Consider the following 24,265-nt stretch of genomic DNA (forward strand, 5'->3'; position numbering starts at 1 on the left):
AAAATTTATATAAAAATTGAAAATCGTAAAGGAGATGATGAGAAATGTATGAAAAGTATAGCCAAGCGAACAGCATTTTTCGTTCAGCGCAGATTGGTACAATCAAAAAATGAATAAGTTTCATTTAAGATTTTCAACTTCCCACACGTATCAAAAAAAGAGAAAGAAAAGCGCGGAAAATGTGGCATTTGAATTCCAAGATGCTGAAAGATGGGAACATTATTATATGAAACAAATCGGAGAAAGTGTTTTTATGCGGGAATTACATATTTAAAACGCAAATTAAAGCAGTTTTCTATAAGAATTTGTACTATGTACGAGAAACAGGGAAGAAGATTGATAGGGGATAAAACAAAGTGTCAGACCCCACAATTATCTATATGGTACATCACACGAGAATATGGATTGCGTGTGAGGCCAGACACTTCATAGGGCAACATCTTTCATATTATTTACGATTTTAATACATCATGGTCAACATATCGTTCGCCGTTGAGCTCGCTGATAATGTTAATGGCTACCTTGGCTCCATCGCCGGCAGTGATAATCGTATGAACGCTTACTCCTGCTGCGGTTCCGGCTGCCCAAATTCCTTCGATATTGGTGCGGCCGGCGTCATCAACGTCGATGATCGTCTTAATACGCGGCTCTGTACCTGGTTTTGTTTTCACGCCAATTTTTTCAGCAAGGTCAGTTGCTATACCAGTTGCTAAAATAACATGTTTAGCTTCAAATGTTTGGTTTTCGGTTTCGACTTGAAAGCCTGTTTCTGATTTTTGGATATTGACAACTTGGCCATCTACCAATTCTGCTCCAAATTTAACCGCTTGCTTTTTCCCGGTTTCCACTAGATCAGGACCTGTCGCTTCCATGACTCCATAGTGGTTTTCAATCCAAGCTCGTTTTGTAATGCTTTTATCGTTGTCAATCAATAATGTTTTTTTGCCTGCTTTTGCTGTAAAAATCGCAGCGCTTGCTCCGGCAGGACCAGCGCCGATAATCGCTACATCGTACATAATTTTCCATCCCCTTTCTAAATAATATGAATATTGCTTTCATTATACTATTAAAAGCGAACGGAATCGATTATTAAGCATCGAAAATGCCGAAAAAATCAATCTGTAATTGAATCTAAGAGCACGATAATAATGACAATTGTAAGGATATACAGCTCTGTCCTGTTAGAAATGTAGTTTTTACTAACATATTAGGAAGTAACTTTGTCATTCCCTTATCAATAAAATTATTTTAAAGCAGAGCATAGCTGCCTTCGTTCATCTCTCTTCCCTTACCCCCCTCTTATATGTTAACCCAATAAAATAAAAGGTTGACAAATATATAATTTTTCATGCAGAATAGAAACAAAATATTGGATTGGGAGGTAAATAATGAAAACGAAGTCGATGGTGTTAGTTGCTCTTTTTGCGGCGTTAACGGCAATCGGAGGATTTATTAAAGTCCCGATTCCCTATGTTCCATTTACGCTGCAAATTGTATCTGTTTATTTAGCCGGTTGTTTATTAGGACCGAAGCTCGGGATGTTAAGCCAGCTTGTTTATGTGCTGATTGGACTGGCAGGTGCACCTGTTTTTGCGGAGGGGGGAGGACCAAGCTACATTTTTAAACCTACATTTGGCTATTTAATAGGTTTTGTGTTAGGAGCTTATGTCAATGGTTGGTTCGTTAAGAGATTTCAATTAGTAAAAACATCTTCGATTTTTCTCGCTAATTTTGCGTGCCTTCTTGTTGTGTATCTTCTTGGTTGTCTTTGGTTGTATGCAGCGATGAAGTTTATTGTCGAGAAGCCGTTCACCGTGGCTCAAACATTATTATTTGGTTTTGTGCTTCCAATTCCAGGTGATATTTTATTATGCATCATCTGTTCTATTATCGCAGCAAAAGCTCTTCCAAGAACGAGTCTCATTATTAATAAACAAGGAGTTGCATCCTGATGGGAAAAGCGATTTTTATCACAGGCACAGGAACGGAAATTGGCAAAACGGTTGTCACTTCCTTTCTATATCTAGCATTGCAGGAAATGGGAGTGAAAACAAAAATTTTTAAACCGATTCAAACAGGATTAGCCGAAGAAAACGCTTCTTCTTTTGCCGATCAATATTGGTATGAAGAAGTGCTCGGAGAAGAAAAAGGCTCTACGGGGATGTATTATATGGAACCAGCCGTTTCCCCGCACTTAGCATCGGTGTTAACCAACACAACGATTAGTCCCGATTTAATTAAAAATAAAATTTTCGAATTAAAAAATCAGTACGATGTTGTTCTTGTTGAGGGAGCGGGTGGCCTCGCTGTTCCGCTGATTGAAAATTCAAATGGGTTCTATATGACGAAAGATTTAATTAAAGAATGTGAATTGCCGGTGATTATTGTGTCTTTGGCAGGATTAGGGGCGATACACCATACCGTTAGCACTGTTTCTTACGCAGAGAAGCATCATATCGATATGATTGGTCTCATCTTCAATTATTTCGACTCCAAAAATATTGTTCATTTAGATAATGTGCGCACAATACAAAAAATGTTGAATCTTCCAGTACTCGCTAAATTACCAACAATGGATTCTTTATCAAAAGACAGTCTCATTCAATTGGCAAAAATATTTTTATCGAATAAAGAAATTAAGAATGTATTGTTAGGGGGATTAGCAATTGAAGTATAGTTACGAACAATTAGAACAATTTGATAAACAATATGTTTGGCATCCATTTACACAAATGAAATCCTACTTGGAAGAGAAGCCGTTAATTATTGAAAGAGGAAAGGGAAGTTATCTTTATGATGTAGACGGGAATCGATATTTGGATGGTTATGCATCCCTATGGGTAAATGTACATGGACATAATGACCCTGAATTAAACGAAGCGCTGCATGAACAAATCGAAAAAATTTCTCATTCAACGCTTTTAGGCTCTGCCAATGTTCCTTCCATTCTATTAGCGAAAAAACTAGTTGAAATTTGGGGCGGAAAATTATCAAAAGTATTTTATTCCGATACAGGGGCTGCTGCTGTTGAAATTGCTTTGAAGATGGCCTATCAGTATTGGCAAAACATCGATCCTGTCCGCTACAAGCATAAAAACAAATTTATTTCACTAAAAGAAGCGTATCACGGAGATACAATTGGTGCGGTAAGTGTAGGCGGAATGGATTTATTCCATCGAATCTTCAGACCGCTGCTGTTTGAACGAATTGAAGTTCCTTCTCCTTATGTGTACCGGATGGACGAATATGGCGATGAAGAGGAAATTGTGAATTATTGTTTAAAACAACTTGAGGAAACTCTTGAACAGCGTCATTCGGAAGTCGCCGGAATGATTGTTGAACCGCTCGTTCAAGGAGCGGCAGGAATCATTACGCATCCGGAAGGGTTTTTAAAAGGGGTTGAAACGCTTTGCCGCAAATACAATATTTTGTTTATTTGTGATGAAGTGGCTGTAGGATTCGGCAGAACAGGAACATTGTTTGCCTGTGAACAAGAAGAGGTCGAGCCGGATATTGTATGCTTAGGAAAAGGGATCACAGGCGGCTATTTACCGCTTGCGGCAACATTAACAACAGAAGAAATCTATTCTGCATTTTTAGGAGAAGTTCATGAAAATAAAACCTTCTTCCATGGACATACATATACGGGAAACCAATTATCTTGTTCGGTTGCTTTAAAAAATATAGAGCTCATTGAAAAGAGACACTTAGTTTCCGATGTACAGCGCAAGGCTCAAGCGTTGGCAGGCAAGCTGCAAAAGCTTTATGAACTGCCAGTCGTCGGTGATGTGCGTCAAAAAGGGTTAATGATTGGGATCGAAATCGTCAAGGATAAGAAAACAAAAGAAATTTTTGACCGCTCGGAGCAGATCGAGCATAAAATGATTTTGGAAGCAAGAAAGCGCGGGCTCATTATCAGACCATTAGGACCTGTCTTGACGTTTATTCCGGTTTTAGCGATGACAGATGAACAGCTGGAAAGCTCCGTTGATATTATTTTTGCTGCGATTAACGCAACGGTTCAAGCCAATAAAGTGAAATTAATGTAAATTTACAAGCTGTCGGGCGAATCTCGACGGCTTGTTTGCGTTTTGAACATCTTGGATTTGCTTTTTTCAAAAATCAAACAAAAAAATCAAAAAATACAGCGCATTCGCCCATGCCCTCCACGTTTGTCCTACATATGTATAGAAATGTAACGAGAAAATACTAAGGAGGATAAATGCGATGAGTGACGTGAATGTACAAGATACAAGAATATGGGGTTTTGGCCGTCCATGGGGCTTTGGTTGGCGTCCATGGGGCTTTGGTTTTGGCCGTCCATTCTTTGGTGGCTTTGGCGGCCCATTCTTGGGCGGTTTTAGCGGCGGTCTTTTAGGAGGATTGTTGGGTGGCGCGCTACTAAGCCCGTTCTATGGCGGTTATGGTTATGGTGGCTATCCTTTCTATGGCTACGGATACGGAGTCCCTTACGGAGGAATGTGGTGGTAATAAAAATTGCTTGAGCCTGCCTGTTCTATGGCAGGCTTTTATATTTAACATGTTCCCCGGGAAGTCTCCCACCTCTAAGCGAAGTGTAGGTGGGTGAGGCTCATGTAACAGCTCTTTTTCAAAAGTTACTATTGTGTCATGTTCACACATCACATCGAACAAACAAAAGAATGGTTTTCATTTTTCCAAAGATGTTCTTGTTCGAAATGGGAGTCGTTCAATCCACAATTCCTGAATCAATGATTGTCACTTTTGCGTTTATTTTAATATCAAGAGTTGGATAATTTTCATAAAACGCTTTGTAGCTAAAGTTGCGATATCGGCTCTTCGCTTCTTCACCAAAACCAATTGGGTCAATTTGATGTGACTGTAAATGTTTTATCAGCTTACTAGTTTCTTTTACAATTTCTTTTTCGAAAGTTGTTTCAATTTTTTGTTTTATTTTCTTGTTATATTTTCTCTGCGAATATTCGTGTAAAATGCCTCTAAATTCGATGTCAACAGTAATGTTTGGCCGCTCTTTTGAACCAGAAAAGAAAAAATTCCGATCTGTAACAATACTTTTAACAGCAGCGTATTGATTGTCTGCCATTTGAATCGTATACGTTCCTTCTGTATAACGGTCGACTAAAATTTTGAAATAAAACATATCGCTCTCCTTGATATAATGAACCATGCGATCGCCGTCAAATAAAGCGATACCGACGATTTTGACTTTATCTTTTTCTTTTTGAATATAAGGAAGGAAAGGATCTCTTCCATCTGAGTAATATGCATATAAAAACTTATGTAGATTTGTTTTTGGAATATCACGCTGCTCAATGTTTTGCCGAATTAAATTTGATAAGTAAATTCCATTTCCCCGCGTTCCGTATTTTCCTTTTAATAATTCGTTGGCGGTTCCATTCACAACTGCTAAATACAGTCTCGTTCCAATTCGTGAATCGCGCTGTAACGTATCAATTATCGGAATAACTCCTTTTTTTGCAAGTTCTTCCCCGTATAATACCATTTCTAAACTTCCCTGAGCGATTGGGTCGGAGGATTCATGCTGCAGTTCTTCAAAAATATCTTGGCTTGCGATTGATGTTGTCGTGAATGTTTCATTTAAGATCTTTTCTGTTTCATACACAGGAATTAAAGCGGTTCCTTTTATAGAGTTTTTGTCTATATAGTCATATCCTATAACCGTTAGAATGTTAATGTCGTCTAAAATGCTTTTGCGAATGCAGCCGCCAGCAATGATAATGAAGCTAGCCAGCAAAAGAACACGCCATTTTTTCATCCTTTTTTCCTCACTTTATGAATAATGTGAAGCAAAATAAAAATGAACGGAACAAATCCATATAAAAAATAAAAGCCGACATATCCTAACATATCATTCAACAGGTTAACGTTTTCCCGTGTTTTAATAAGACAAACAGCGACCGTACAAATTACGGACAGAACAATTAACGCGTATTTTTGCTGAATGTTTACAACCTGTTTTACAATTCGCGATGCACACCAAGCAGCGAGACAAATATTTGGCAATATAACAATGGTCCAGGTGGCGATGCCAAGATATTCAAAACGCTCGATAAAAGGCATTTCAACGATTTTCCACATTGATAAAGTTGCCCAAATATGTTTTTGCAACTGTTTTTCACTAAAGAAAGCGAAAGTAATGACTGTTATTACAACATATATAAGGGTGGTTGAAAGGATGGCTAAATGTGCCCATTTTTTCGATTGCCCGGCATTTTTGATAAATGGATAATAAATGAACAATGTTTCAAATCCGAGAATTGTTAACGTCATATCTTTTGTTGCTTTTAAGATATCTAATATAGAATGGTCAAAAATCGGCAATAACATGCGGAAGTTTGCATATTCAAACGTGTAAACGAACGTCAAGATTAAATAAGACGGCAAAATAATGCTGAAAAAGCAGACACCGACCACTGCACGAAAGCCGCCTAAAACAATATAGATGGTAAGCAGCATAAAAGCAGCGGCCAAAACCTCTATCTTTAAATCCGGGAACATCCAAACTTGAACGACCTCAATATATGTACGGAGAACACCGACAACGAGTGCTGTATAATACAGCGCTAAAAGAAGGTTTAAAATGTTGCCGATTAATTTCCCAAAGATTTGTTGGTTTGTCTCGACAATGCTGCCGTTTGTTTTTTGTAAAATAGAATACATCATCCATAGAGTAATATGTCCGGCGATGCCGGCTAATATAACGGAAATCCAGGCATCGTATCCTGCGGACTTAGCAATAATACGTTGATATCCTAATACGCCGATACCGATTTGCATAGAGGACACGGCAAAAAAGACAAGAAATGGAGAAATTTTAAATCGTTCGGAAATGGCTTGCATCTTGCATTATGCTCCTCCCAAATCATTCATCAATATCCTTTTTCTGCTTCGCTTTTTTCTTTGAAAAGCGGATTGGCTGTTCAGGGCGAAGGTGCTGCGGGCGCTTTGATTGTTGAGAAAATGGCAAACGAATGAGCGCATCTTTTAAATCTGTCACTCGTAGCGGATAAATCGGCTCCAAAAACGGTCTTCCTAAAGATGTTAGCTGAAGTAAATGCCCCATTAAAAAGCAAAAGCAGAACACGACACCTAACAGTCCCCAAAATTCCGCAAACAATAAGAACGGAAATCTCATTAAACGAATGGTATTGCCCATTTTATAAACCGGGGTCGTAAATGATGCCAGTGCTGCTAAAGCAACAAGAATAAGCAAGACATTACTTGTTAAACCTGCTTCAACTGAAGCTGTTCCAATGACGATACCTCCCACGATACCGATTGTCTGACCGACTTTTGTCGGCAGCCTTGCCCCTGCCTCTCTTAAAAGCTCAATCGTCAACTCTAAAAATAATGCTTCTAAAATAGGAGGGAAGGGAATTTCGCGGCGCGATGTAATAAGTGTGCCTAATAAGTCTTTCGGAATTAGTTCGTAATGATAATTTAGTGTCGCAACATAAATAGGCGTAATCAATACGGAAAATGCGACGGAAAATAAACGAATGAGACGAAAAAACGATGCGATATACCAGTTTAAAAAATAGTCTTCAAATGATGAAAAGAACTCCACTAATGTGGTTGGACCAATTAATGCATGGGGAGAGCCGTCAACAATAATCGCCACTTTTCCTTCAGCTAGAATGGCAGCTACCCGGTCTGGCCGTTCTGTATCCAATAGCTGAGGAAAAGGAGACTTTTGATTATCGGAAATTAACTGTACAATATAAGAACTGTCTGTGATTTGATCAAAATCAATTTCGCTAATTCTTTGTGTAACCGTGTTAACATTTTCTTCATCGGCAATGCCTTTGAGGTAAATAATTGCGATTTTCGTTTTTGATAATTTGCCGATTTTAAGGATTTTAACTGTTAATTTATTACAAGGAATTCGCTTCCGTAATAGATGTAGATTGATTTCTAGCGATTCGAGAAATGTTTCCTTTGGACCAACAACGCTAAATTCTACTTCAGGGATTGAAACGTTTCTAATAACGTTTCGTTGTGCCTTAATCAAAGCCCCTTCACTAGCAAACTCATGAAACTGTACAATTAAATAACCTTCATGCATCTTCTCTTCGGCAGTGGTAACATCAGATGTAATAATAATATCTTCAACAGGAATCATCTGTTTAATATCATCTAATGTTTCAATAGGGGAATGGAGCAAATAAGGCAAAATGTTTTTTTGGACAATTTCGAAATCAACTAAGGGGACGATGTACGACACCCAAAAACGTTGTTGTGAATGGGAATTTGTAAAAGTTTGTTTTTCGAAATCCATTGATTGTGCCAATACATGAAGTAATTCCGATGTTGTATTGAACGATGACGTCTGCTTCTGTTTATTTTGCTTCTTGCTAAACCAATTGAACATTATCATTCACCTTCTAAGGTAAAAACATTTACTATAGTTTGTGTAATTTTCCAACTTTTATTTATAAGTAACGGCGAAATCGAAAAAAGAAGATGAGCCCTACTGTGTATAAACTCATCTTCTTTTTGCTTTAGACCTCACGCGAGCTTCACAATATATCGGCCATTTATCCAATGTTATGTCCTATTATATTGTGTTGTGGGGTCTGACCCTGCGGCTTTTGGGACAGCCGCCTCTGTTCGCGTTACTGAACCATGTTGTTGTAAGGGAATTGGTTTGCATATCCTTGAAATTGTTGATATGTTTGTTGCAGTTTTTGCTGATCAGCTGCTTCAAGAGTGTACCAGCCCTTTTTGAACATTAAATTATACAGTTCGCGTTGACAGTTTTGCGTTTCTGTAAAAATGTTTAACACATCTTGATAAAGACTGTTGTGGCTTGCCTCATTTAAAAATGTCGAGTAAGAATGGGTCATATATTTTTCTGTTGTTAAGATGTCATTCAGAAAATCGCGTTCGTTCATTTGCGGTGTTTTCGGTGTTTGCGTTTCGGGATTTTGAATTTTGGTTTGATTCATTTGAGCGTCCTCCTTCATTATTGCAGTGATGGTTGATTAGGATTTTGCAAATGGCTTAAAATCTTTTGATAATGGCGTTGATGCATTTGCCCTGCTCTTTCGATGGCTGCTACAATTTCCCGATCTTGACATTGTGATGCGAAAAAATGAGCTTTTTTCATCGCTAATAAATTCCATGACATCATGTCTGTAAGATAAAGTGAATCTTTCGTGGAAATGACTTGCGGCGGCTGCTGCATTGCCGCTTGTTGATTTTGCATATTCATTTGTTGGTGCATCATAAAACGCTCCTTCCAAAGTATCGTTGTTCGTGTGTATATTGTCCGCTTTATGGAAAAAATATGCGTATGACAAAAAACGAATGTTTTCGACAAAAAAGATATTCAATGATATGAAAAAGTGTTACAATAAGTTATGCGTGTCGTTGTATGCGTTTACGGAAATAAAGGGGGTACAGCAATGGAACAACTCATGCGCGACTTTTTCTTATTTTTATCAAAAAATAAAACATTAACAAGCTTGGCTAAAAAATACGGACTGCGTTTTGGCGCTTCTCGTTTTGTGGCAGGGGAGACAATCGATAAAGCTGTCGAAGTCATCAAGGAATTAAACAGAAAAGGTCTTGCTGTAACCATCGACTACTTAGGGGAGTTTGTCGATAACGAAAGAGAAGCAAATGAAATGGCAGATAACTCCATTGAAGCCATTCGCGCTATCGGACGCGAAAAGTTAAATTCTCAGCTATCTTTAAAAATGACTTCAATGGGATTAGATATTTCTGATGAGCTTGTTATGCGTAATATGCGCCGTATTTTAGATGCAGCGAAAGAACATGGCGTTTTTGTCACAATCGATATGGAAGATTATTCTCGCTGTCAAAAAACACTTGATATTTTCAAGCAGCTGAAAAAAGAATACGACAATGTCGGCACCGTACTGCAAGCATATTTATATCGTACGGAGTCCGATATTGAAGATTTGAAGGATTATCGTCCAAATTTGCGTCTTGTAAAAGGTGCGTACAAAGAGTCACCGGAAGTGGCGTTTCCGGATAAAAAAGATGTGGATGAAAACTTCAAAAAGATTATTAAGATGCATTTGCTGAATGGAAACTACACAGCTGTGGCGACACATGATGATGCGATCATTGAATATACAAAGCAGTTAGTTAAAGAGTATAACATTCCAAATGACCAATTTGAGTTTCAAATGTTATACGGAATTCGTCCGGAACGTCAGGAGCAGCTTGTTAAAGAAGGCTATACGATGCGCGTATATGTACCGTACGGAACAGACTGGTACGGCTACTTTATGCGCCGCCTTGCAGAGCGTCCAGCAAACGTTGCGTTTGTATTAAAAGGGATATTGCGCAAATAAAACAAATGGATGTCTTCTTAGAGAGACATCCATTTTTCATATTGTATAGCTATATGTTGTGAATAAATAGTCCCATTGATCTCCGGTAAGCGATGATATGGACCTGCCTCGCTAAAATTATTCCTCTTGCATATTATTTTTTTTATATTGCTGGTTTTGACTCGTCTGTTTGCCGTTGCCGTCCATTTCAACGGTTGGTCCCGCATTTCCTTTCACACTTGCTGCACTTACTGCTGCTTTCGATGGGTTTCTCTTTTGTTTAGCCAAGTTTGATCACCTCCACTATTAGATTGACCAAAAAAGTGGCAGGCAATGTCGAAAAAATGGACCAAATTTTTCTATGTTTATATATTGCGAAAATTTAAAAAATAATCTATATTTAAGTTAGAAAAATAATGAAATGCAAATTTTTTTGGACAAAAAATGAATGATTATTCATTCAATAAATATAAAGGGGGAAATCGCATGGTCAAACGAATTAAGCGAGCAGCGGTTCTCGGATCTGGGGTCATGGGGTCAGGGATTGCCGCTCATCTAGCAAACGTCGGAATTCCAACTTTACTGCTAGATATCGTTCCGCGTGAATTAACAAAAGAAGAAGAAGCAAAAGGGCTTACGCTTGAACATAAAGAAGTGCGCAATCGTTTTGTCAATCAAGCATTGCAGAAACTGCTTAAACAAAAACCGGCACCGCTTACTTCGAAAGAAAATTTGGCTTTAATCGAAGTAGGCAACTTCGAGGACGATTTCCACCGTTTAGCAGAAGCGGATTGGATTATTGAAGTTGTCGTTGAAAATTTAGAAATAAAGAAGAATGTATTTGCCAAGGTGGACGAAGTAAGGAAGCCTGGAAGCATCGTCAGCTCCAATACATCTGGCATTTCTGTTGAAGCGATGAGCGAAGGCCGCTCCGAAGATTTCAAAAAACATTTTTTAGGCACACATTTTTTTAACCCGCCCCGCTATTTAAAATTGCTTGAAATCATTCCAACAAAAGACACGGATCCAGAAGTGCTGGCGTTTATGAAAACATTTGGCGAAGATGTTCTTGGTAAAGGAGTAGTTGTTGCCAAAGATACACCAAACTTTATTGCCAACCGAATTGGTACGTACGGTTTACTCGTAACAGTAAGGGAAATGGTGAACGGCGGATACAGCGTCGGTGAAGTTGATTCGGTTACAGGTCCGCTTATTGGCCGGCCGAAGAGTGCAACGTTCCGCACCCTTGATGTTGTTGGATTAGACACGTTTGTTCATGTCGCCAATAACGTATTTGAAAAGGTCGAAGGCGATGAAAAAGAAGTGTTCCGCGTTCCGGAGTTTATGAAAGCGATGCTTGAAAAAGGATGGCTTGGCAGCAAATCAGGACAGGGATTTTTCTTAAAACAGGGAAAAGACATTTTAGAACTAAATTATAAAACGCTTGAGTATGAACCGCGTAAACAATTAAAAACAGCAGCTACGGAAATGAGCAAGCAGGAAAAAGGACTTGCGAATAAATTGAAAGCGCTTGTATATGCAGATGATCGTGCGGGTACATTGCTTTGGAACCTTTTAAGCCCTGTGCTTCTCTACTCAGCAGAGCTTTTAGGCGAGATTGCTGATGATATCGTTGCGATTGACCGTGCGATGAAATGGGGATTTGGCTGGGAACTCGGCCCGTTTGAAACGTGGGATGCGATCGGTGTCGAACAGTCTGTAAGAAAAATGATGGCAGAAGGCCGGCAAGTTCCATCTTGGATCACTGATATGCTCGCCAATGGCCATACATCTTTCTATAAAAATGAAAACGGAAAAGTTTTATTTTATGACAAAGGTGAATATAAAGCGGTTGAGGAAAATCCGAAAGTCATTCATATTAAGCGCTTAAAAGAAGAAAAAGGCGTGATCAAGAAAAACAGCGGGGCAAGTTTAATCGATTTAGGCGATGATGTAGCATTGCTTGAATTCCATTCGCCAAACAATGCAATCGGCTTAGATATTGTGCAAATGATTAACTATGCGCTTGAAGAAGTAGGCCGCAACTATAAAGGGCTGGTGATTGGCAACCAAGGAAAAAACTTCTGTGTCGGTGCCAACCTTGCCCTGATTTTAATGGAAGCGCAAGATGATAACTATTTCGAAATCGACCTTGTTGTCCGTCAGTTCCAGCAGGCGATGATGAATATTAAATACAGTTCAAAGCCGGTTGTTGTTGCACCGTTTGCGATGACACTCGGCGGAGGAGCGGAAATTTGCCTGCCGGCAGCGCGCATTCAAGCGGCAAGCGAAACGTATATGGGACTTGTTGAAGTTGGTGTCGGCTTAATCCCTGGCGGCGGCGGAAATAAAGAACTATACATGAAACATCTGAACAGCATGCCAAAAGGGGTTGAATTCGACTTACAAAAAGTTGCCAATAAAGTATTTGAAACGATTGCGATGGCGAAAGTATCCACATCGGCCGCAGAAGCGCGCGAATTGAACTTTTTAAACGAAAAAGACGGCATTACGATGAACAGTGATCAACTGCTTCATCATGCGAAACAAGCCGTTATCTCGCTATACGACAGCGGCTATCGCCCGCCTGTTCGCAAGAAAATTCCGGTTGTCGGCGAAACAGGTTATGCGACATTGCTGCTTGCTGCACAAGGAATGTACCATTCAGGTTATATTTCTGAACATGATTTGAAAATTGCGAAAAAGTTGGCGTATGTCATTGCCGGCGGAAAAGTTCCGTACGGTACGGAAGTTGACGAGCAATATTTACTAGATTTAGAGCGTGAAGCATTTTTAAGTTTAGTTGGCGAGCCGAAATCGCAGGCAAGAATGCAGCATATGCTTGTAAAAGGTAAGCCGCTGCGCAACTAATTTGCGCAGCTGATCAGAGCTGATAACACAATATAGTGGCTCAATCAAACTATATACGGTCATGTACACTGATAGGTCAGCATCACGAAAACAAGAAACAGGGGGGAATATTGTGAGAGAAGCGGTCATTGTTGCTGGAGCGCGTACACCGGTTGGAAAGGCGAAAAAAGGCACGCTTGCAAACGTGAGGCCGGACGATTTGGGGGCTCTCGTTGTCAAAGAAACATTAAAACGCGCCGGAAATTATGAAGGAAATATCGATGATTTAATTATTGGCTGCGCAATGCCGGAAGCGGAGCAAGGGTTAAATGTGGCAAGAAACATCGGAGCATTGGCAGGATTGCCTTATACCGTGCCGGCGATTACGATTAATCGTTATTGCTCATCGGGATTACAGGCGATTGCCTATGCAGCGGAGCGAATTATGCTCGGACAATCCGACACGGTTATCGCAGGCGGTGTTGAATCGATGAGCCTTGTACCAATGATGGGGCATGTCGTTCGTCCAAACGTGAAAATCGCCGAAAATGCTCCGGAATACTATATGTCCATGGGACATACAGCGGAACAGGTGGCGAAAAAGTATGGCATCAGCCGCGAAGATCAAGATGCATTTGCTGTTCGCAGTCATCAGCGTGCCGCGAAAGCGATCCGTGAAGGAAAGTTCGTCGATGAAATTGTGCCGGTTGAAGTAACGGTGCGGACTGTTTCTGAAGATAACAAGCTAGTGGAAAAAACAGTGCTGTTCTCTGAAGATGAAGGGGTTCGTCCAGATACGAATATGGCAACGTTAGCAAAACTGCGTCCGGCATTTGCCGTAAACGGAACGGTAACGGCTGGAAACGCATCGCAAACAAGTGACGGTGCTGCGGCAGTCATGGTGATGGACCGTGAAAAGGCAGAGTCTCTCGGTTTAAAACCGCTTGGCAAATTCCGTTCGTTTGCCGTTGCCGGAGTGCCGCCTGAAGTAATGGGAATCGGCCCGGTGGCAGCCATTCCGAAAGCGTTGCAGCTTGCCGGACTTGAGCTTTCCGATATCGGCTTGATTGAACTAAATGAAGCCTTTGCTTCCCAAGCTATTCAAGTCATTCGCGAACTTGGATTAGATGAGGAAAAAGTAAACGTCAACGGCGGAGCGATTGCGCTTGGTCACCCGCTTGGCTGCACAGGGACAAAGCTGACATTATCCTTGCTTTATGAAATGCGGCGCCGTAATGAACAATTTGGAATTGTGACGATGTGTATCGGCGGCGGCATGGGAGCAGCGGGAGTATTTGAGCTGATTTCTTAATTGAAAAAGAATGAAAGTTTTATAGAAATGACGACTTGTTGTTCAATTGTGAGCAATGATAAAAAATGAAGGAGGAGTTATCAAATGACAAAAGCGCTTGATCATGTGATTAAAGGCGGCAGCTTTTTAATTGAAGATGTTCCATGCGAGCGGGTGTTTACTCCGGAAGATTTCACAGATGAGCATAAAATGATTGCCAAAACAACAGAAGAGTTTGTTGTCAACGAGGTGGTTCCGCAGCTGGAACATCTGGAAAATCATGAGTTTGACCGCTCTGTAATACTATTAAAAGAGGCAGGGGAGTTAGGTCTTTTAGGAGCGGACGTTCCGGAGGAGTATGGCGGGCTTGGCTTAGATAAAGTAAGCTCGGCATTAATCGCTGAGAAAATGGCACGTGCCGGCGGTTTCTCCATCACCCACGGTGCCCATGTCGGTATCGGTTCACTGCCAATTGTATTATTCGGTACAGAAGAGCAGAAGAAAACATATCTTCCAGCATTAGCGACAGGTGAAAAGATTGCTGCTTATGCGCTGACTGAGCCGGGTTCCGGTTCGGATGCATTAGGAGCAAAAACAACGGCAAAGTTAAATGCAGAAGGCACACACTACATTTTAAACGGAGAAAAACAATGGATTACAAATGCCGGCTTTGCTGATGTGTTTGTTGTCTATGCAAAAGTAGATGGCGAGCATTTCTCCGCGTTTATCGTCGAGCGTGACTTTCCGGGCGTTTCAACAGGTGCGGAAGAAAAGAAAATGGGAATTAAAAGCTCTTCGACACGCACATTAATTTTACAAGATGCCCTTGTACCAAAAGAAAACCTGCTTGGCGAAGTCGGCAAAGGACATGTGATTGCCTTTAACATTTTAAATATCGGCCGCTATAAGCTCGGTGTCGGAGCGGTCGGCGCTTCGAAACGGGCGTTGGAAATTACGATTCAATATGCCAACCAACGTCAGCAATTTAAAACACCGATTTCTCAATTTACATTAACGCAAGAAAAATTAGCGACGATGGCGGCAAAGCTGTACGCAACAGAAAGCTCCGTTTATCGCACAGTAGGCCTGTTTGAAGAGAGAATGAGCCAACTGACAGAGGAACAAGTAAGAGATGGTAAAGAAGTGGCAAAATCGATTGCTGAATATGCGATTGAATGTTCACTAAACAAATTTTTTGCGACTGAAACATTGGATTATATTGCGGATGAAGGTGTGCAAATTCACGGCGGTTACGGTTTTATGCAAGAATATGAAATCGAGCGGATTTACCGTGACTCCCGCATTAACCGTATTTTCGAAGGCACGAACGAAATTAACCGTTTGCTAGTGCCGGGCATGTATTTACGCAAGGCGATGAAAGGAGAACTTCCACTTTTACAAAAAGCGCAGCAGCTTCAGGAAGAGCTAATGATGTTAATGCCTGAAGAAGTTGGCGACGGCGTGTTAGAGCAGGAAAAATATCTTGTCCGCAATGCGAAGAAAATCGCTCTGATGGTTGCTGGATTAGCGGCACAAAAATTTGGTCAGAAGCTGGAAAAAGAGCAAGAGATTTTAGTCAATATTGCTGATATCGTAAGCAACATATATGCAATGGAATCCGCTTTGCTCCGTACGGAAAAAGCGGTTCAAAAATCAGGTCTTGAGAAAAACAAACAAAAAGTTCTTTATACGCAAATTTTCTGCCAAGAAGCGTTCAATGAAATTGAAGCGCATGCGAAAGAAACGCTCGTCGCCGTTGAGCAAGGCGATACATTGCGCATGATGTTATCAGCATTGCGCAAATTGACACGCCATACACCAATCAATGTCATTGCGAAAAAACGTGAAGCAGCTGCCGCATTAATTGAAGCAGAACGCTATATTGTGTAATAATGGAAAGGGGCTGACCATAAGTGTCTGACCTCACGTGTTTTTCACAATATATAGTATCCAATGTTATGTTCTATATATTGTGTTGCGGGGTCTGACACTTGGCTTTTGGGTCAGCCACTTTGCTTGTAAAGGGTGATAGAGAGATGGCGTTCACATTTTATTGGTATCCGAAATGCGGCACATGTCGAAAAGCGAAAAAATGGTTAGAAGACCATGGCATTTCCGTTCATGAGGTACATATTGCAGAAAATCCTCCTTCAAGAGAAGAATTGGCACAGCTTTATCGAAAAAGCGGGTTGCCGCTGAAAAAATTTTTTAATACAAGCGGAATGAAATACCGTGAATTGGGCATGAAAGATAAAGTGAATACAGCTACTGAAGAAGAGCTGCTTGACATTCTCGCATCAGACGGAATGCTCATTAAACGGCCGATTTTGACTGACGGCGAAAAAGTAGCAGTGGGTTTTAAAGAAGAAGAGTATCAAAAATTTTTTGAATAAACGCCACAGAGTCGGTGAGTTTTTCTGAAAAATCGGTTATTATTAAAAAGAACACACTTGTTGTTGGAGGGACTTGACATGAACACACCAAAAGAATTGCGTTATTCAGAAGAGCATGAATGGGTGCTCGTTGAAGGTGACAAAGTGCGTATCGGCATTACGGATTTCGCGCAGTCTGAATTAGGCGATATTGTATTCGTAGAGCTTCCTGAAGTGGGCACAGAAATTACAGCGAATGAACCGTTTGGCAGTGTTGAATCTGTAAAAACGGTTTCCGAATTGTATGCGCCAATCAGCGGAAAAGTGGTTGAAGTAAATGAACAGTTAAACGATAATCCGGAGTTTGTGAACGAATCTCCATATGAAAAAGCATGGATGATCGTCGTTGAACCTTCCGATTTAGGCGAAGTGGACAACCTTTTGACAGCGGAACAATATGAGGAAATGATTAAGGAAAGCTGATTGATTGTTCAAATTTTGGACACCCTATTAGCAAAATGATTGCAGAAAGGGTGTCTTTTTTATGGTATTAGAGCAAAAACGTTTAGAAGTAACCGGCCGTATTGTCGGCAAACTTGCAAACGGAGAAGTTCAATTATTTGATGAAAATGAGCAAATTGGACGTATTCTTCTCAATCAATCAGGAAATATAGTTGAATTAAAAAATGGTTATGCACAGGAACAAAATAAAATTTACAAGTACGTAACGGTAACAACATCACCTGACGAAAAATATGTCGATTGCGGCAGTGAAAGCGGATGGTGTTAGAAGCGGCCGTTAGACTCTACAACGATCATAAATATAAGGACATAACAATAAATAACAACACTACGTGAGGTCAGACACTTATCCGGTCAGCCTCCTTTTTTTGTTATTCGTTAGCCGTCCATGAAGTGAGCTTCACCACTGATGATGGAAGTTCATTCGTTCTTCCATGGGAGTTGAAAGGAGATTTTTATCATTATATCGAATAAAATATATGTAATCTTTTTGATTAGGTGATGACGATGGCAACTGTACAAGTAGAAAAAGTGATTATTGTAGAAGGACGCTCTGATAAAAAAAAGCTTGAGAGCATCATTAAAGAGCCCGTTGAAATTATTTGCACGAACGGAACGATTAGCTATGCAAAATTGGATGAACTAATTGACGAACTATATAATAAGGAAGTATTTATATTAGTAGACTCTGATGAAGCGGGGGAGAAGCTCCGTAAACAATTCATGAGAGAATTTCCGGAAGCCGAGCATTTATACATTGACCGAATGTATCGCGAAGTGGCCGCAGCACCGAAACAGCATATTGCCGCGGTGTTGTTAAGCGCCAATATTGATGTGCATACTGAGTATTTGTAAAAGGTGTGAAGACTGAAACGATGGATTCTTTAACTTTAGCACAAATTGATCAAGTCATTGAACAGGAAAGCATTGTATGTGTATATTTGTATACACCGATATGTGGAACATGCCAATTAGCAGGCCGAATGCTTGAAATTGTAAAAGAGCTGTTTCCGCATATTACATTTTGTAAAACAGATATTAACTATATACCAGAGCGTGCTGTCGAATGGAACATTGAAAGTGTTCCGTGTTTGCTTCTATTTTGTAATGGGAAATTAGCGAAAAAGATATATGCTTTTCACTCTGTGCCATATTTATATGAAACAATCAAATCTTTTTTATAAAGAGCTGGCCAAAAACAAGTGTCAGACCCCGTCACACAATATATATAGAAGCAGATAAATGAACGTATATGGTGAAATGCACGTGAGGTCAGACGCTTATGGTTCAGCCTTTTTTATTGAAAAAATAATCAAAAATACTACTTTTTTTGACATATTTCTCGGGAAATTTTAAAAAACAGAGGCAGTATTGTTTAGAAAAGCTTATTTGACCAGGAATTTGTCGAGAAGTTCATAAAGGATTCGCAAGCTTTCCTATGGAAATGTACATTGCAGAGAAATAAACAAGGGGGCGGGCGAATCGTGAAAATTCAAGGGTTAATTCAGCAATTTATTGAGAGAATTCAAACATCGAGTCATTTATCGCCACTTTTGCCTGAGGAGCGTATCTATATTCGCTTTGAATGGGAAAATGAGAATATTGTTTTTGCGATTTCTAAGAACGGTACAGAAAAGAAAAAAGAAGAGGAAGATGAACAAAGACTTTTAACGATTCGTGGTTCAGCAGAAGCGATTCACACACTCTTAACCGGAGAATTAAAACTGCAGCAGCAAATGCGCCTGAAAGAGCTTTCGGTTGTTGGAAGCTTTCGGCATATGCTTCTTTTAGAGTCGATTTTTCATTTAGGGAAAACCTATTTATCTGTTAATTGGAAATATACAGATAATTGTTGACGCGAGGAAGAATAAGTGATACAATTCGAGCCAACGACAATCCAAGCCTGCATGTACTTGGTTGGCGTTGTAATATTGCTCATGAGGCTGGAATTCCGCTTATTATTGATAATACATTTGCAACATCTTATTTGTGCCGTTCGATTGAACGCAGTGCCGATATTGACAAAGTGGAGTGGCTGCTTGGATTGGTATAACAGCAGTTAAGCGCTGAAAAGCTAAAAGCATCTGGCGTGACAGAAGATTTAATTCGCCTGTCTGTTGGAATCGAAAATGTCGATGATTTAATTGAAGATTTAGAACAGGCGATTGCAGCAGCTACCGGACTTAGCTCGAATTTATCTTTGTCGCAATAGAGGAGAAAAGTTTTTGTTGACACTGTATATCCTGCGTGCTAGAATCACATTTGTAATTTATGATAATGCTTGAATTGATTAAGTTTTAACTGAATAAGCCACAATAGATGCTCTTATCAAGAGAGGCGGAGGGATGTGCCCAATGAAGCCCGGCAACCGTCAGCTTTTTCGCTGAAAAGGTGCCAATTCACACAAAGCGCTTGCTTTGGAAGATAAGAGACAGATTGGGAAATAATGCCTTTCTGTTCTCTTGAGCAGAAAGGCTTTTTTGTTACGGAAAATAAGCAGCAGAAGAAGGAAGGTGAGGCACGCATGATTACACTGTCAAATGTCACGAAAATTTATAAAGCAAAAAGCGGAACGGTAACAGCTGTTGACAATGTCAGTTTACATATCCGTGAAGGTGAGATTTTTGGCATTATCGGTTACAGCGGTGCGGGAAAAAGCTCTTTAATTCGCATGCTGAACGGTTTAGAAAAGGCAACAAGCGGTCAAGTCATTGTTGCTGGGCGTGATATGGCCAACATTAAAGGAAGAGAGCTGCGCAAGGCACGTCAAGAGATCGGCATGATTTTTCAGCATTTTAATTTATTATGGTCAAGAACGGTACGGGAAAATATAGCTTTTCCGTTAGAAATTGCCGGGGTACCAAAAAAAGAGCGCCTCAAACGGGTAGATGAACTTATTAAACTAGTCGGATTAGAAGGACGTGAAAATGCATATCCATCGCAATTAAGCGGAGGACAAAAACAGCGTGTCGGGATTGCCCGTGCTTTGGCGAATAATCCGAAAGTATTGCTGTGCGATGAGGCGACTTCTGCTTTAGATCCGCAGACAACGGATTCCATTCTTGATTTACTTGTTGATATTAATAAGCGTCTCGGTTTAACGATCGTGCTCATTACTCATGAGATGCATGTCATTCGAAAAATTTGCGACAGAGTAGCGGTAATGGAAAGCGGAAAAATCGTTGAAGAAGGGGAAGTGCTCCGTGTGTTCCGCAAACCGGAGCAGCCAATTACAAAGCGTTTCGTGCAGCAAGTGACAGAGCCGGAAGAAACAAAAGAAACGATTTCTCATTTGCTGGAAAAGTATCCGCAAGGAAGAGTGATTCAATTAACATTTGTTGGTGATGCAGCAGAACAGCCGTTAATGACAAACATCATTCGGAAATTTAATGTGAGTGTCAATATTGTTCAGGGAAAAATCTCGCAAACGCATCAGGGAGCATATGGTGTGTTATTTATCCATATCGATGGTACTGAGGAAGAAATGGATAAGGTGATTGATTACATTCGTCAACAACAAGTAGAAGCGGAGGTGATGACGAATGTGGAGTAATCTCTTGCCGAATGTACAGTGGGAAAAAATTTGGGCAGCTACGGCTGAAACACTTTATATGACAGGGATTTCTGTATTGGCTACGTTCGTTCTCGGCATCATTCTCGGTTTGTTGTTGTTTTTAACTTCGAAAGGGAATATATGGGAAAATAAACTAGCTAATACAATGATCGCTGCTTTTGTGAATATTTTTCGTTCCATTCCATTTATTATCTTAATTATTTTGCTGATTCCGTTTACGAAACTCATTGTCGGCACCATTCTCGGTGCCGAGGCGGCATTGCCGGCATTAATTATTGGTGCAGCACCTTTCTATGCCCGCATGGTGGAAATTGCTCTTCGTGAAATTGATAAAGGTGTCATTGAAGCAGCGAAATCAATGGGAGCAACAACATCGACGATTATTTTTAAAGTATTGCTGCCTGAATCGATGCCGGCGCTTGTTTCCGGAATAACCGTAACAGCCATCGCGCTTGTCGGCTATACAGCAATGGCTGGTGTCGTTGGAGCAGGCGGCTTAGGAAATCTTGCTTATTTAGAAGGTTTTCAGCGCAATCATAATGATGTCACATTCGTAGCAACTGTGTTAATTTTAATCATTGTCTTTGTGATTCAGTTTATTGGTGACTTTGTCACTTCTAAAATAGATAAACGATAAAGGAGGATATTAGAGATGAAAAAGTGGTTAACAGCTTTATTTGCCGTTGTGTTATTGTTCTCTCTTGCGGCATGCGGCAGTAAAGAAAATGCTGATGGAGGCAAAGAAGAAACAAAATCAAGTAAGCTTGTTGTTGGAGCATCTAACGTGCCTCACGCGGAAATTTTAGAAAAAGCAAAGCCAATTTTAAAGGAAAAAGGAATCGAACTTGAAATAGTTACATTCCAGGATTATGTACTGCCAAACAAAGCGCTTGCTGATAAAGAACTTGATGCAAACTATTTCCAACACATTCCTTATTTAGAGTCTCAGAAAAAAGAACACGGCTATGATTTCGTAAACGCCGGCGGCATTCATATTGAGCCAATCGGTGTATATTCTAAAAAATACAAAAGTCTTGAAGAGTTGCCAGAAGGTGCAAAAATTATTATGAGCAACTCTGTTGCTGACCATGGCCGTATTTTATCAATGCTAGAAGAAAAAGGATTAATTAAATTAAAAGAAGGCGTTGACAAAACAAAGGCAACTGTTGACGATATTGTCGAAAATCCAAAGAAACTTGTGTTTGAAGCAGATGTGGAAGCAGGTCTATTACCGCAAGTGTACAAAAACAATGAAGGAGACGCTGTATTAATTAATGCGAACTATGCGCTCGATGCTGGTTTAGATCCTGCAAAAGATCCGATTGCTGTTGAATCTCCAGAAAATAACCCATACGTAAACATCATTGCCGTGCGTAAAGGCGATGAAAACCGTAAAGAAATTAAAACGCTTGTCGAAGTGCTTCAATCAAAAGAAATTCAAGATTTCATTAAAGAACAATATAAAGGAGCAGTCATCCCTGCTTCAAAATAAGAAGAGAAAAAGGTATCTCTACTAATAACAACGGCAGCGAAAGATGTTGCCGTTGTTATTTTTTATTTTTTCTCAGTTGCTCAAGAACGGCAATTAATAAGGTGATTATCGCAGAGCATTGAATAGAAACGACAATAGTGATGATATCGACGAGTGTTGCTCCTTCTCCTCCACCCATTAAGAAAACGACAAGATAAAATAAGCCGATAGACAGGACAATCATCGTAAAAAATAATGCTATATATTTCCCCATTCCACTTCCAACCTTTCATAACAAACCATCCAAATTGCCGGAACGTCAAAGTGTGCTCTAGAATTTAGTTTAATTTATTCGTCGTTTAATTCTCTTTTCCTTTATGCATACTAACAGCGACACGATTATTAGAAGTAAAGGAGTGTTAGGGTTGAATCAACAAATTCAAACATCGACGGAAGCAGCGTTGCGTCATTATAAGGAAGGATTGGGAACGTTTACGCAAAAATTGCCGGAAATAGCTGGAACATTTAATGCTTTCACTGAAGCATGCTTTAAAGAAGGAGCATTATCACAAAAAGATAAGCAACTAATCGCCCTTGGCATTAGTTTAGCGACGCAAGATGAATATTGTACGATTTATCACACAAAAGGCTGCCTAGATCAAGGTGCATCGGAGCAGGAGATTTTAGAAGCATGCGGTGTTGCAGCGGCATTTGCCGGAGGAGCGGCAATGAGCCAAGCAGTTACTCTCGTTCAAGAGTGCGTTACTGAATTAAGCCGAAAACATTAAACATGAAAAAAGGGTCTGGCCTCTCAACGGCATATTTATTGTTGGAGAAAGTCAGGCCCTTCGCCTGTTCAGCGCGAATATAAACGGCAAGATCGCGGGCAATCATGTTGGAACATATCATATAAAAAACTTAGTAAACTTTTTTGTTTAAAAAGTATAGCAATATTGTTAAATGGTTGCTAATAAATTTCATTTGTTATAATATTGTAATGAGAATAAAATGAGAATATGATAAAGTCAATGAGATACACAAATTTTTTTGTGGAAAATTGGAGGTATTGGTCATGGCAGTGTTGACGATTAAGGATCTTCATGTATCAGTTGAAGGAAAAGAAATTTTAAAAGGAGTTAACCTTGAAGTAAAAGGCGGAGAAATTCATGCCATCATGGGACCGAACGGAACGGGAAAATCCACTTTGTCTTCGGCAATTATGGGGCATCCGAAATATGAGGTAACGCAAGGAAGCATCACGCTTGATGGTCAAGATGTCCTTGAAATGGAAGTAGACGAGCGCGCTCGTGCCGGTCTTTTTTTAGCGATGCAATATCCAAGCGAAATCAGCGGAATCACAAACGCGGATTTCCTTCGCGCTGCGATTAACGCCCGCCTTGGAGAAGGAAACGAAATTTCGTTAATGAAATTTATCCGCAAATTGGATGAAAAAATGGCGTTTCTTGAAATGAATCCAGATATGGCTCATCGTTACTTAAACGAAGGATTCTCCGGCGGTGAGAAAAAGCGCAACGAAATTCTTCAATTAATGATGCTAGAACCAAAAATTGCTATTTTAGACGAAATCGACTCTGGTCTTGACATTGATGCATTAAAAATTGTTTCAAAAGGCGTTAACGAAATGCGCGGCAGCGACTTCGGCTGTTTGATCATTACGCACTATCAACGCTTGTTGAACTACATTACTCCTGACTATGTGCATGTCATGATGCAAGGCCGCATTGTAAAATCCGGCGGTCCTGAGTTAGCACAACGTTTAGAAGCAGAAGGCTACGACTGGATTAAAAAAGAACTAGGTATCGAAGACGAAGCTGTTGAGCAAGAAGCGTAAGCGTTAGG

The 24,265-nt window shown here is 40.1% G+C and carries 28 protein-coding genes, 1 pseudogene and 1 riboswitch; of the genes and pseudogenes, 21 read left to right on the forward strand and 8 right to left on the reverse strand.

Annotation, left to right across the window (positions count from 1 at the left end):
• Positions 1 to 452: 452 nt before the first annotated feature.
• Positions 453 to 1,016 carry an FAD-dependent oxidoreductase gene (locus tag B0I26_RS11080; protein WP_111645502.1) on the reverse strand — a complete coding sequence of 188 codons (564 nt, stop codon included), beginning with the start codon at positions 1,014 to 1,016 and terminating at the stop codon, positions 453 to 455.
• A gap of 372 nt (positions 1,017 to 1,388) precedes the next feature.
• Here B0I26_RS11080 and B0I26_RS11085 point away from each other — a divergent pair, with 372 nt between their 5' ends.
• The 4 genes from B0I26_RS11085 to B0I26_RS11100 all read left to right on the forward strand — a co-directional run bounded on the left by B0I26_RS11085 (position 1,389) and on the right by B0I26_RS11100 (position 4,491).
• Positions 1,389 to 1,952 (forward strand): biotin transporter BioY, encoded by a 564-nt coding sequence (locus B0I26_RS11085; RefSeq protein ID WP_111645503.1) that lies wholly within the window; start codon positions 1,389 to 1,391, stop codon positions 1,950 to 1,952.
• The gene (gene bioD, locus B0I26_RS11090; RefSeq protein WP_111645504.1) at positions 1,952 to 2,677 is read left to right on the forward strand and encodes a dethiobiotin synthase; all 726 of its coding nucleotides are present in this window, start codon (positions 1,952 to 1,954) and stop codon (positions 2,675 to 2,677) included. The genes B0I26_RS11085 and bioD overlap by 1 nt, the downstream gene beginning before the upstream one ends.
• On the forward strand, positions 2,667 to 4,049 hold the full coding sequence (gene bioA / locus B0I26_RS11095; RefSeq protein ID WP_111645505.1) for an adenosylmethionine--8-amino-7-oxononanoate transaminase: 1,383 nt from the start codon (positions 2,667 to 2,669) through the stop codon (positions 4,047 to 4,049). Before bioD ends, bioA begins: the two co-directional genes overlap by 11 nt.
• A 178-nt stretch (positions 4,050 to 4,227) precedes the next feature.
• Positions 4,228 to 4,491 carry a hypothetical protein gene (locus B0I26_RS11100; protein WP_111645506.1) on the forward strand — a complete coding sequence of 88 codons (264 nt, stop codon included), beginning with the start codon at positions 4,228 to 4,230 and terminating at the stop codon, positions 4,489 to 4,491.
• A gap of 217 nt (positions 4,492 to 4,708) precedes the next feature.
• Here the strand turns inward: B0I26_RS11100 and B0I26_RS11105 are convergent, their stop codons facing one another.
• From B0I26_RS11105 to B0I26_RS11125, 5 genes are all read right to left on the reverse strand, one after another.
• Entirely contained in the window at positions 4,709 to 5,776 is a 1,068-nt protein-coding gene (locus tag B0I26_RS11105; RefSeq protein WP_111645507.1) for a Ger(x)C family spore germination protein, read from the reverse strand.
• Positions 5,773 to 6,861 carry a GerAB/ArcD/ProY family transporter gene (locus B0I26_RS11110; protein ID WP_111645508.1) on the reverse strand — a complete coding sequence of 363 codons (1,089 nt, stop codon included), beginning with the start codon at positions 6,859 to 6,861 and terminating at the stop codon, positions 5,773 to 5,775. The genes B0I26_RS11105 and B0I26_RS11110 overlap by 4 nt, the downstream gene beginning before the upstream one ends.
• Before the next feature lie 22 nt (positions 6,862 to 6,883).
• The gene (locus tag B0I26_RS11115; RefSeq protein WP_111645509.1) at positions 6,884 to 8,392 is read right to left on the reverse strand and encodes a spore germination protein; all 1,509 of its coding nucleotides are present in this window, start codon (positions 8,390 to 8,392) and stop codon (positions 6,884 to 6,886) included.
• A gap of 244 nt (positions 8,393 to 8,636) precedes the next feature.
• Positions 8,637 to 8,969, reverse strand: coding sequence for a spore coat protein (locus B0I26_RS11120; RefSeq protein ID WP_111645510.1), 333 nt, complete (start codon positions 8,967 to 8,969; stop codon positions 8,637 to 8,639).
• A gap of 17 nt (positions 8,970 to 8,986) precedes the next feature.
• Positions 8,987 to 9,247 carry a hypothetical protein gene (locus tag B0I26_RS11125; protein WP_111645511.1) on the reverse strand — a complete coding sequence of 87 codons (261 nt, stop codon included), beginning with the start codon at positions 9,245 to 9,247 and terminating at the stop codon, positions 8,987 to 8,989.
• A gap of 181 nt (positions 9,248 to 9,428) precedes the next feature.
• Here B0I26_RS11125 and B0I26_RS11130 point away from each other — a divergent pair, with 181 nt between their 5' ends.
• The gene (locus tag B0I26_RS11130; protein WP_111645512.1) at positions 9,429 to 10,346 is read left to right on the forward strand and encodes a proline dehydrogenase family protein; all 918 of its coding nucleotides are present in this window, start codon (positions 9,429 to 9,431) and stop codon (positions 10,344 to 10,346) included.
• A gap of 117 nt (positions 10,347 to 10,463) precedes the next feature.
• Here the strand turns inward: B0I26_RS11130 and B0I26_RS11135 are convergent, their stop codons facing one another.
• Positions 10,464 to 10,613, reverse strand: coding sequence for a YuzL family protein (locus tag B0I26_RS11135; protein ID WP_111645513.1), 150 nt, complete (start codon positions 10,611 to 10,613; stop codon positions 10,464 to 10,466).
• 198 nt (positions 10,614 to 10,811) lie between these two features.
• Here B0I26_RS11135 and B0I26_RS11140 point away from each other — a divergent pair, with 198 nt between their 5' ends.
• From B0I26_RS11140 to B0I26_RS11200, 14 genes and pseudogenes are all read left to right on the forward strand, one after another.
• The gene (locus tag B0I26_RS11140) at positions 10,812 to 13,196 is read left to right on the forward strand and encodes a 3-hydroxyacyl-CoA dehydrogenase/enoyl-CoA hydratase family protein (RefSeq protein WP_111645514.1); all 2,385 of its coding nucleotides are present in this window, start codon (positions 10,812 to 10,814) and stop codon (positions 13,194 to 13,196) included.
• A gap of 112 nt (positions 13,197 to 13,308) precedes the next feature.
• Positions 13,309 to 14,487, forward strand: coding sequence for an acetyl-CoA C-acetyltransferase (locus B0I26_RS11145; protein ID WP_111645515.1), 1,179 nt, complete (start codon positions 13,309 to 13,311; stop codon positions 14,485 to 14,487).
• Between the two features lie 84 nt (positions 14,488 to 14,571).
• On the forward strand, positions 14,572 to 16,356 hold the full coding sequence (locus tag B0I26_RS11150) for an acyl-CoA dehydrogenase family protein (protein WP_111645516.1): 1,785 nt from the start codon (positions 14,572 to 14,574) through the stop codon (positions 16,354 to 16,356).
• Positions 16,357 to 16,502: 146 nt separating this feature from the next.
• Entirely contained in the window at positions 16,503 to 16,859 is a 357-nt protein-coding gene (locus tag B0I26_RS11155; protein ID WP_111645517.1) for an arsenate reductase family protein, read from the forward strand.
• A gap of 78 nt (positions 16,860 to 16,937) precedes the next feature.
• Positions 16,938 to 17,321: a glycine cleavage system protein GcvH gene (gene gcvH / locus B0I26_RS11160; protein ID WP_111645518.1), complete on the forward strand. Its 384-nt coding sequence runs from the start codon at positions 16,938 to 16,940 to the stop codon at positions 17,319 to 17,321.
• A 61-nt stretch (positions 17,322 to 17,382) separates the two neighbouring features.
• Positions 17,383 to 17,628 (forward strand): YusG family protein, encoded by a 246-nt coding sequence (locus B0I26_RS11165; protein WP_111645519.1) that lies wholly within the window; start codon positions 17,383 to 17,385, stop codon positions 17,626 to 17,628.
• 239 nt (positions 17,629 to 17,867) lie between these two features.
• Positions 17,868 to 18,215, forward strand: a complete 348-nt coding sequence (locus B0I26_RS11170; protein WP_111645520.1) for a toprim domain-containing protein — start codon at positions 17,868 to 17,870, stop codon at positions 18,213 to 18,215.
• A gap of 20 nt (positions 18,216 to 18,235) precedes the next feature.
• On the forward strand, positions 18,236 to 18,544 hold the full coding sequence (locus B0I26_RS11175) for a thioredoxin family protein (RefSeq protein WP_111645521.1): 309 nt from the start codon (positions 18,236 to 18,238) through the stop codon (positions 18,542 to 18,544).
• Between the two features lie 300 nt (positions 18,545 to 18,844).
• A complete protein-coding gene (locus tag B0I26_RS11180) occupies positions 18,845 to 19,216 on the forward strand; it encodes a sterol-binding protein (protein ID WP_181502853.1) in 372 nt (123 codons plus the stop codon).
• The gene (locus B0I26_RS18610) at positions 19,210 to 19,413 is read left to right on the forward strand and encodes a PLP-dependent transferase (RefSeq protein WP_245934767.1); all 204 of its coding nucleotides are present in this window, start codon (positions 19,210 to 19,212) and stop codon (positions 19,411 to 19,413) included. Before B0I26_RS11180 ends, B0I26_RS18610 begins: the two co-directional genes overlap by 7 nt.
• Positions 19,414 to 19,572 (forward strand): annotated as a pseudogene (locus B0I26_RS18615) (PLP-dependent transferase); the annotation flags it as partial.
• 110 nt (positions 19,573 to 19,682) lie between these two features.
• Positions 19,683 to 19,791, forward strand: a riboswitch (SAM riboswitch).
• Between the two features lie 93 nt (positions 19,792 to 19,884).
• The gene (locus B0I26_RS11190; protein ID WP_111645610.1) at positions 19,885 to 20,913 is read left to right on the forward strand and encodes a methionine ABC transporter ATP-binding protein; all 1,029 of its coding nucleotides are present in this window, start codon (positions 19,885 to 19,887) and stop codon (positions 20,911 to 20,913) included.
• Positions 20,903 to 21,571, forward strand: a complete 669-nt coding sequence (locus B0I26_RS11195) for a methionine ABC transporter permease (protein ID WP_111645522.1) — start codon at positions 20,903 to 20,905, stop codon at positions 21,569 to 21,571. The genes B0I26_RS11190 and B0I26_RS11195 overlap by 11 nt, the downstream gene beginning before the upstream one ends.
• A 15-nt stretch (positions 21,572 to 21,586) precedes the next feature.
• A complete protein-coding gene (locus B0I26_RS11200) occupies positions 21,587 to 22,426 on the forward strand; it encodes a MetQ/NlpA family ABC transporter substrate-binding protein (RefSeq protein ID WP_111645523.1) in 840 nt (279 codons plus the stop codon).
• 55 nt (positions 22,427 to 22,481) lie between these two features.
• Here the strand turns inward: B0I26_RS11200 and B0I26_RS11205 are convergent, their stop codons facing one another.
• Entirely contained in the window at positions 22,482 to 22,679 is a 198-nt protein-coding gene (locus tag B0I26_RS11205) for a hypothetical protein (RefSeq protein WP_111645524.1), read from the reverse strand.
• 151 nt (positions 22,680 to 22,830) lie between these two features.
• On the opposite strand from B0I26_RS11205, the gene B0I26_RS11210 reads away from it, so the two are divergent.
• Both B0I26_RS11210 and sufC read left to right on the forward strand, forming a co-directional pair.
• Positions 22,831 to 23,193 (forward strand): carboxymuconolactone decarboxylase family protein, encoded by a 363-nt coding sequence (locus B0I26_RS11210; protein WP_245934768.1) that lies wholly within the window; start codon positions 22,831 to 22,833, stop codon positions 23,191 to 23,193.
• A gap of 284 nt (positions 23,194 to 23,477) precedes the next feature.
• The gene (sufC, locus tag B0I26_RS11215) at positions 23,478 to 24,257 is read left to right on the forward strand and encodes a Fe-S cluster assembly ATPase SufC (RefSeq protein WP_409991428.1); all 780 of its coding nucleotides are present in this window, start codon (positions 23,478 to 23,480) and stop codon (positions 24,255 to 24,257) included.
• Positions 24,258 to 24,265 lie beyond the last annotated feature (8 nt).

Origin of the sequence: Paranoxybacillus vitaminiphilus (genome assembly GCF_003259935.1) — a bacterium.
GTDB classification, from domain to species: Bacteria; Bacillota; Bacilli; order Bacillales; family Anoxybacillaceae; genus Paranoxybacillus; species Paranoxybacillus vitaminiphilus.

Excerpts from the sequence above, each read along its gene's own strand:
- B0I26_RS11080 (WP_111645502.1), bottom strand. The coding sequence starts at position 1,016 with ATGTACGATGTAGCGATTATCGGCGCTGGTCCTGCCGGAGCAAGCGCT.
- B0I26_RS11085 (WP_111645503.1), top strand. The coding sequence starts at position 1,389 with ATGAAAACGAAGTCGATGGTGTTAGTTGCTCTTTTTGCGGCGTTAACG.
- bioD (WP_111645504.1), top strand. The coding sequence starts at position 1,952 with ATGGGAAAAGCGATTTTTATCACAGGCACAGGAACGGAAATTGGCAAA.
- B0I26_RS11100 (WP_111645506.1), top strand. The coding sequence starts at position 4,228 with ATGAGTGACGTGAATGTACAAGATACAAGAATATGGGGTTTTGGCCGT.
- B0I26_RS11105 (WP_111645507.1), bottom strand. The coding sequence starts at position 5,776 with ATGAAAAAATGGCGTGTTCTTTTGCTGGCTAGCTTCATTATCATTGCT.
- B0I26_RS11110 (WP_111645508.1), bottom strand. The coding sequence starts at position 6,861 with ATGCAAGCCATTTCCGAACGATTTAAAATTTCTCCATTTCTTGTCTTT.
- B0I26_RS11115 (WP_111645509.1), bottom strand. The coding sequence starts at position 8,392 with ATGTTCAATTGGTTTAGCAAGAAGCAAAATAAACAGAAGCAGACGTCA.
- B0I26_RS11120 (WP_111645510.1), bottom strand. The coding sequence starts at position 8,969 with ATGAATCAAACCAAAATTCAAAATCCCGAAACGCAAACACCGAAAACA.
- B0I26_RS11125 (WP_111645511.1), bottom strand. The coding sequence starts at position 9,247 with ATGCACCAACAAATGAATATGCAAAATCAACAAGCGGCAATGCAGCAG.
- B0I26_RS11130 (WP_111645512.1), top strand. The coding sequence starts at position 9,429 with ATGGAACAACTCATGCGCGACTTTTTCTTATTTTTATCAAAAAATAAA.
- B0I26_RS11140 (WP_111645514.1), top strand. The coding sequence starts at position 10,812 with ATGGTCAAACGAATTAAGCGAGCAGCGGTTCTCGGATCTGGGGTCATG.
- B0I26_RS11150 (WP_111645516.1), top strand. The coding sequence starts at position 14,572 with ATGACAAAAGCGCTTGATCATGTGATTAAAGGCGGCAGCTTTTTAATT.
- B0I26_RS11155 (WP_111645517.1), top strand. The coding sequence starts at position 16,503 with ATGGCGTTCACATTTTATTGGTATCCGAAATGCGGCACATGTCGAAAA.
- gcvH (WP_111645518.1), top strand. The coding sequence starts at position 16,938 with ATGAACACACCAAAAGAATTGCGTTATTCAGAAGAGCATGAATGGGTG.
- B0I26_RS11165 (WP_111645519.1), top strand. The coding sequence starts at position 17,383 with ATGGTATTAGAGCAAAAACGTTTAGAAGTAACCGGCCGTATTGTCGGC.
- B0I26_RS11170 (WP_111645520.1), top strand. The coding sequence starts at position 17,868 with ATGGCAACTGTACAAGTAGAAAAAGTGATTATTGTAGAAGGACGCTCT.
- B0I26_RS11175 (WP_111645521.1), top strand. The coding sequence starts at position 18,236 with ATGGATTCTTTAACTTTAGCACAAATTGATCAAGTCATTGAACAGGAA.
- B0I26_RS11190 (WP_111645610.1), top strand. The coding sequence starts at position 19,885 with ATGATTACACTGTCAAATGTCACGAAAATTTATAAAGCAAAAAGCGGA.
- B0I26_RS11195 (WP_111645522.1), top strand. The coding sequence starts at position 20,903 with ATGTGGAGTAATCTCTTGCCGAATGTACAGTGGGAAAAAATTTGGGCA.
- B0I26_RS11200 (WP_111645523.1), top strand. The coding sequence starts at position 21,587 with ATGAAAAAGTGGTTAACAGCTTTATTTGCCGTTGTGTTATTGTTCTCT.
- B0I26_RS11205 (WP_111645524.1), bottom strand. The coding sequence starts at position 22,679 with ATGGGGAAATATATAGCATTATTTTTTACGATGATTGTCCTGTCTATC.
- sufC (WP_409991428.1), top strand. The coding sequence starts at position 23,478 with ATGGCAGTGTTGACGATTAAGGATCTTCATGTATCAGTTGAAGGAAAA.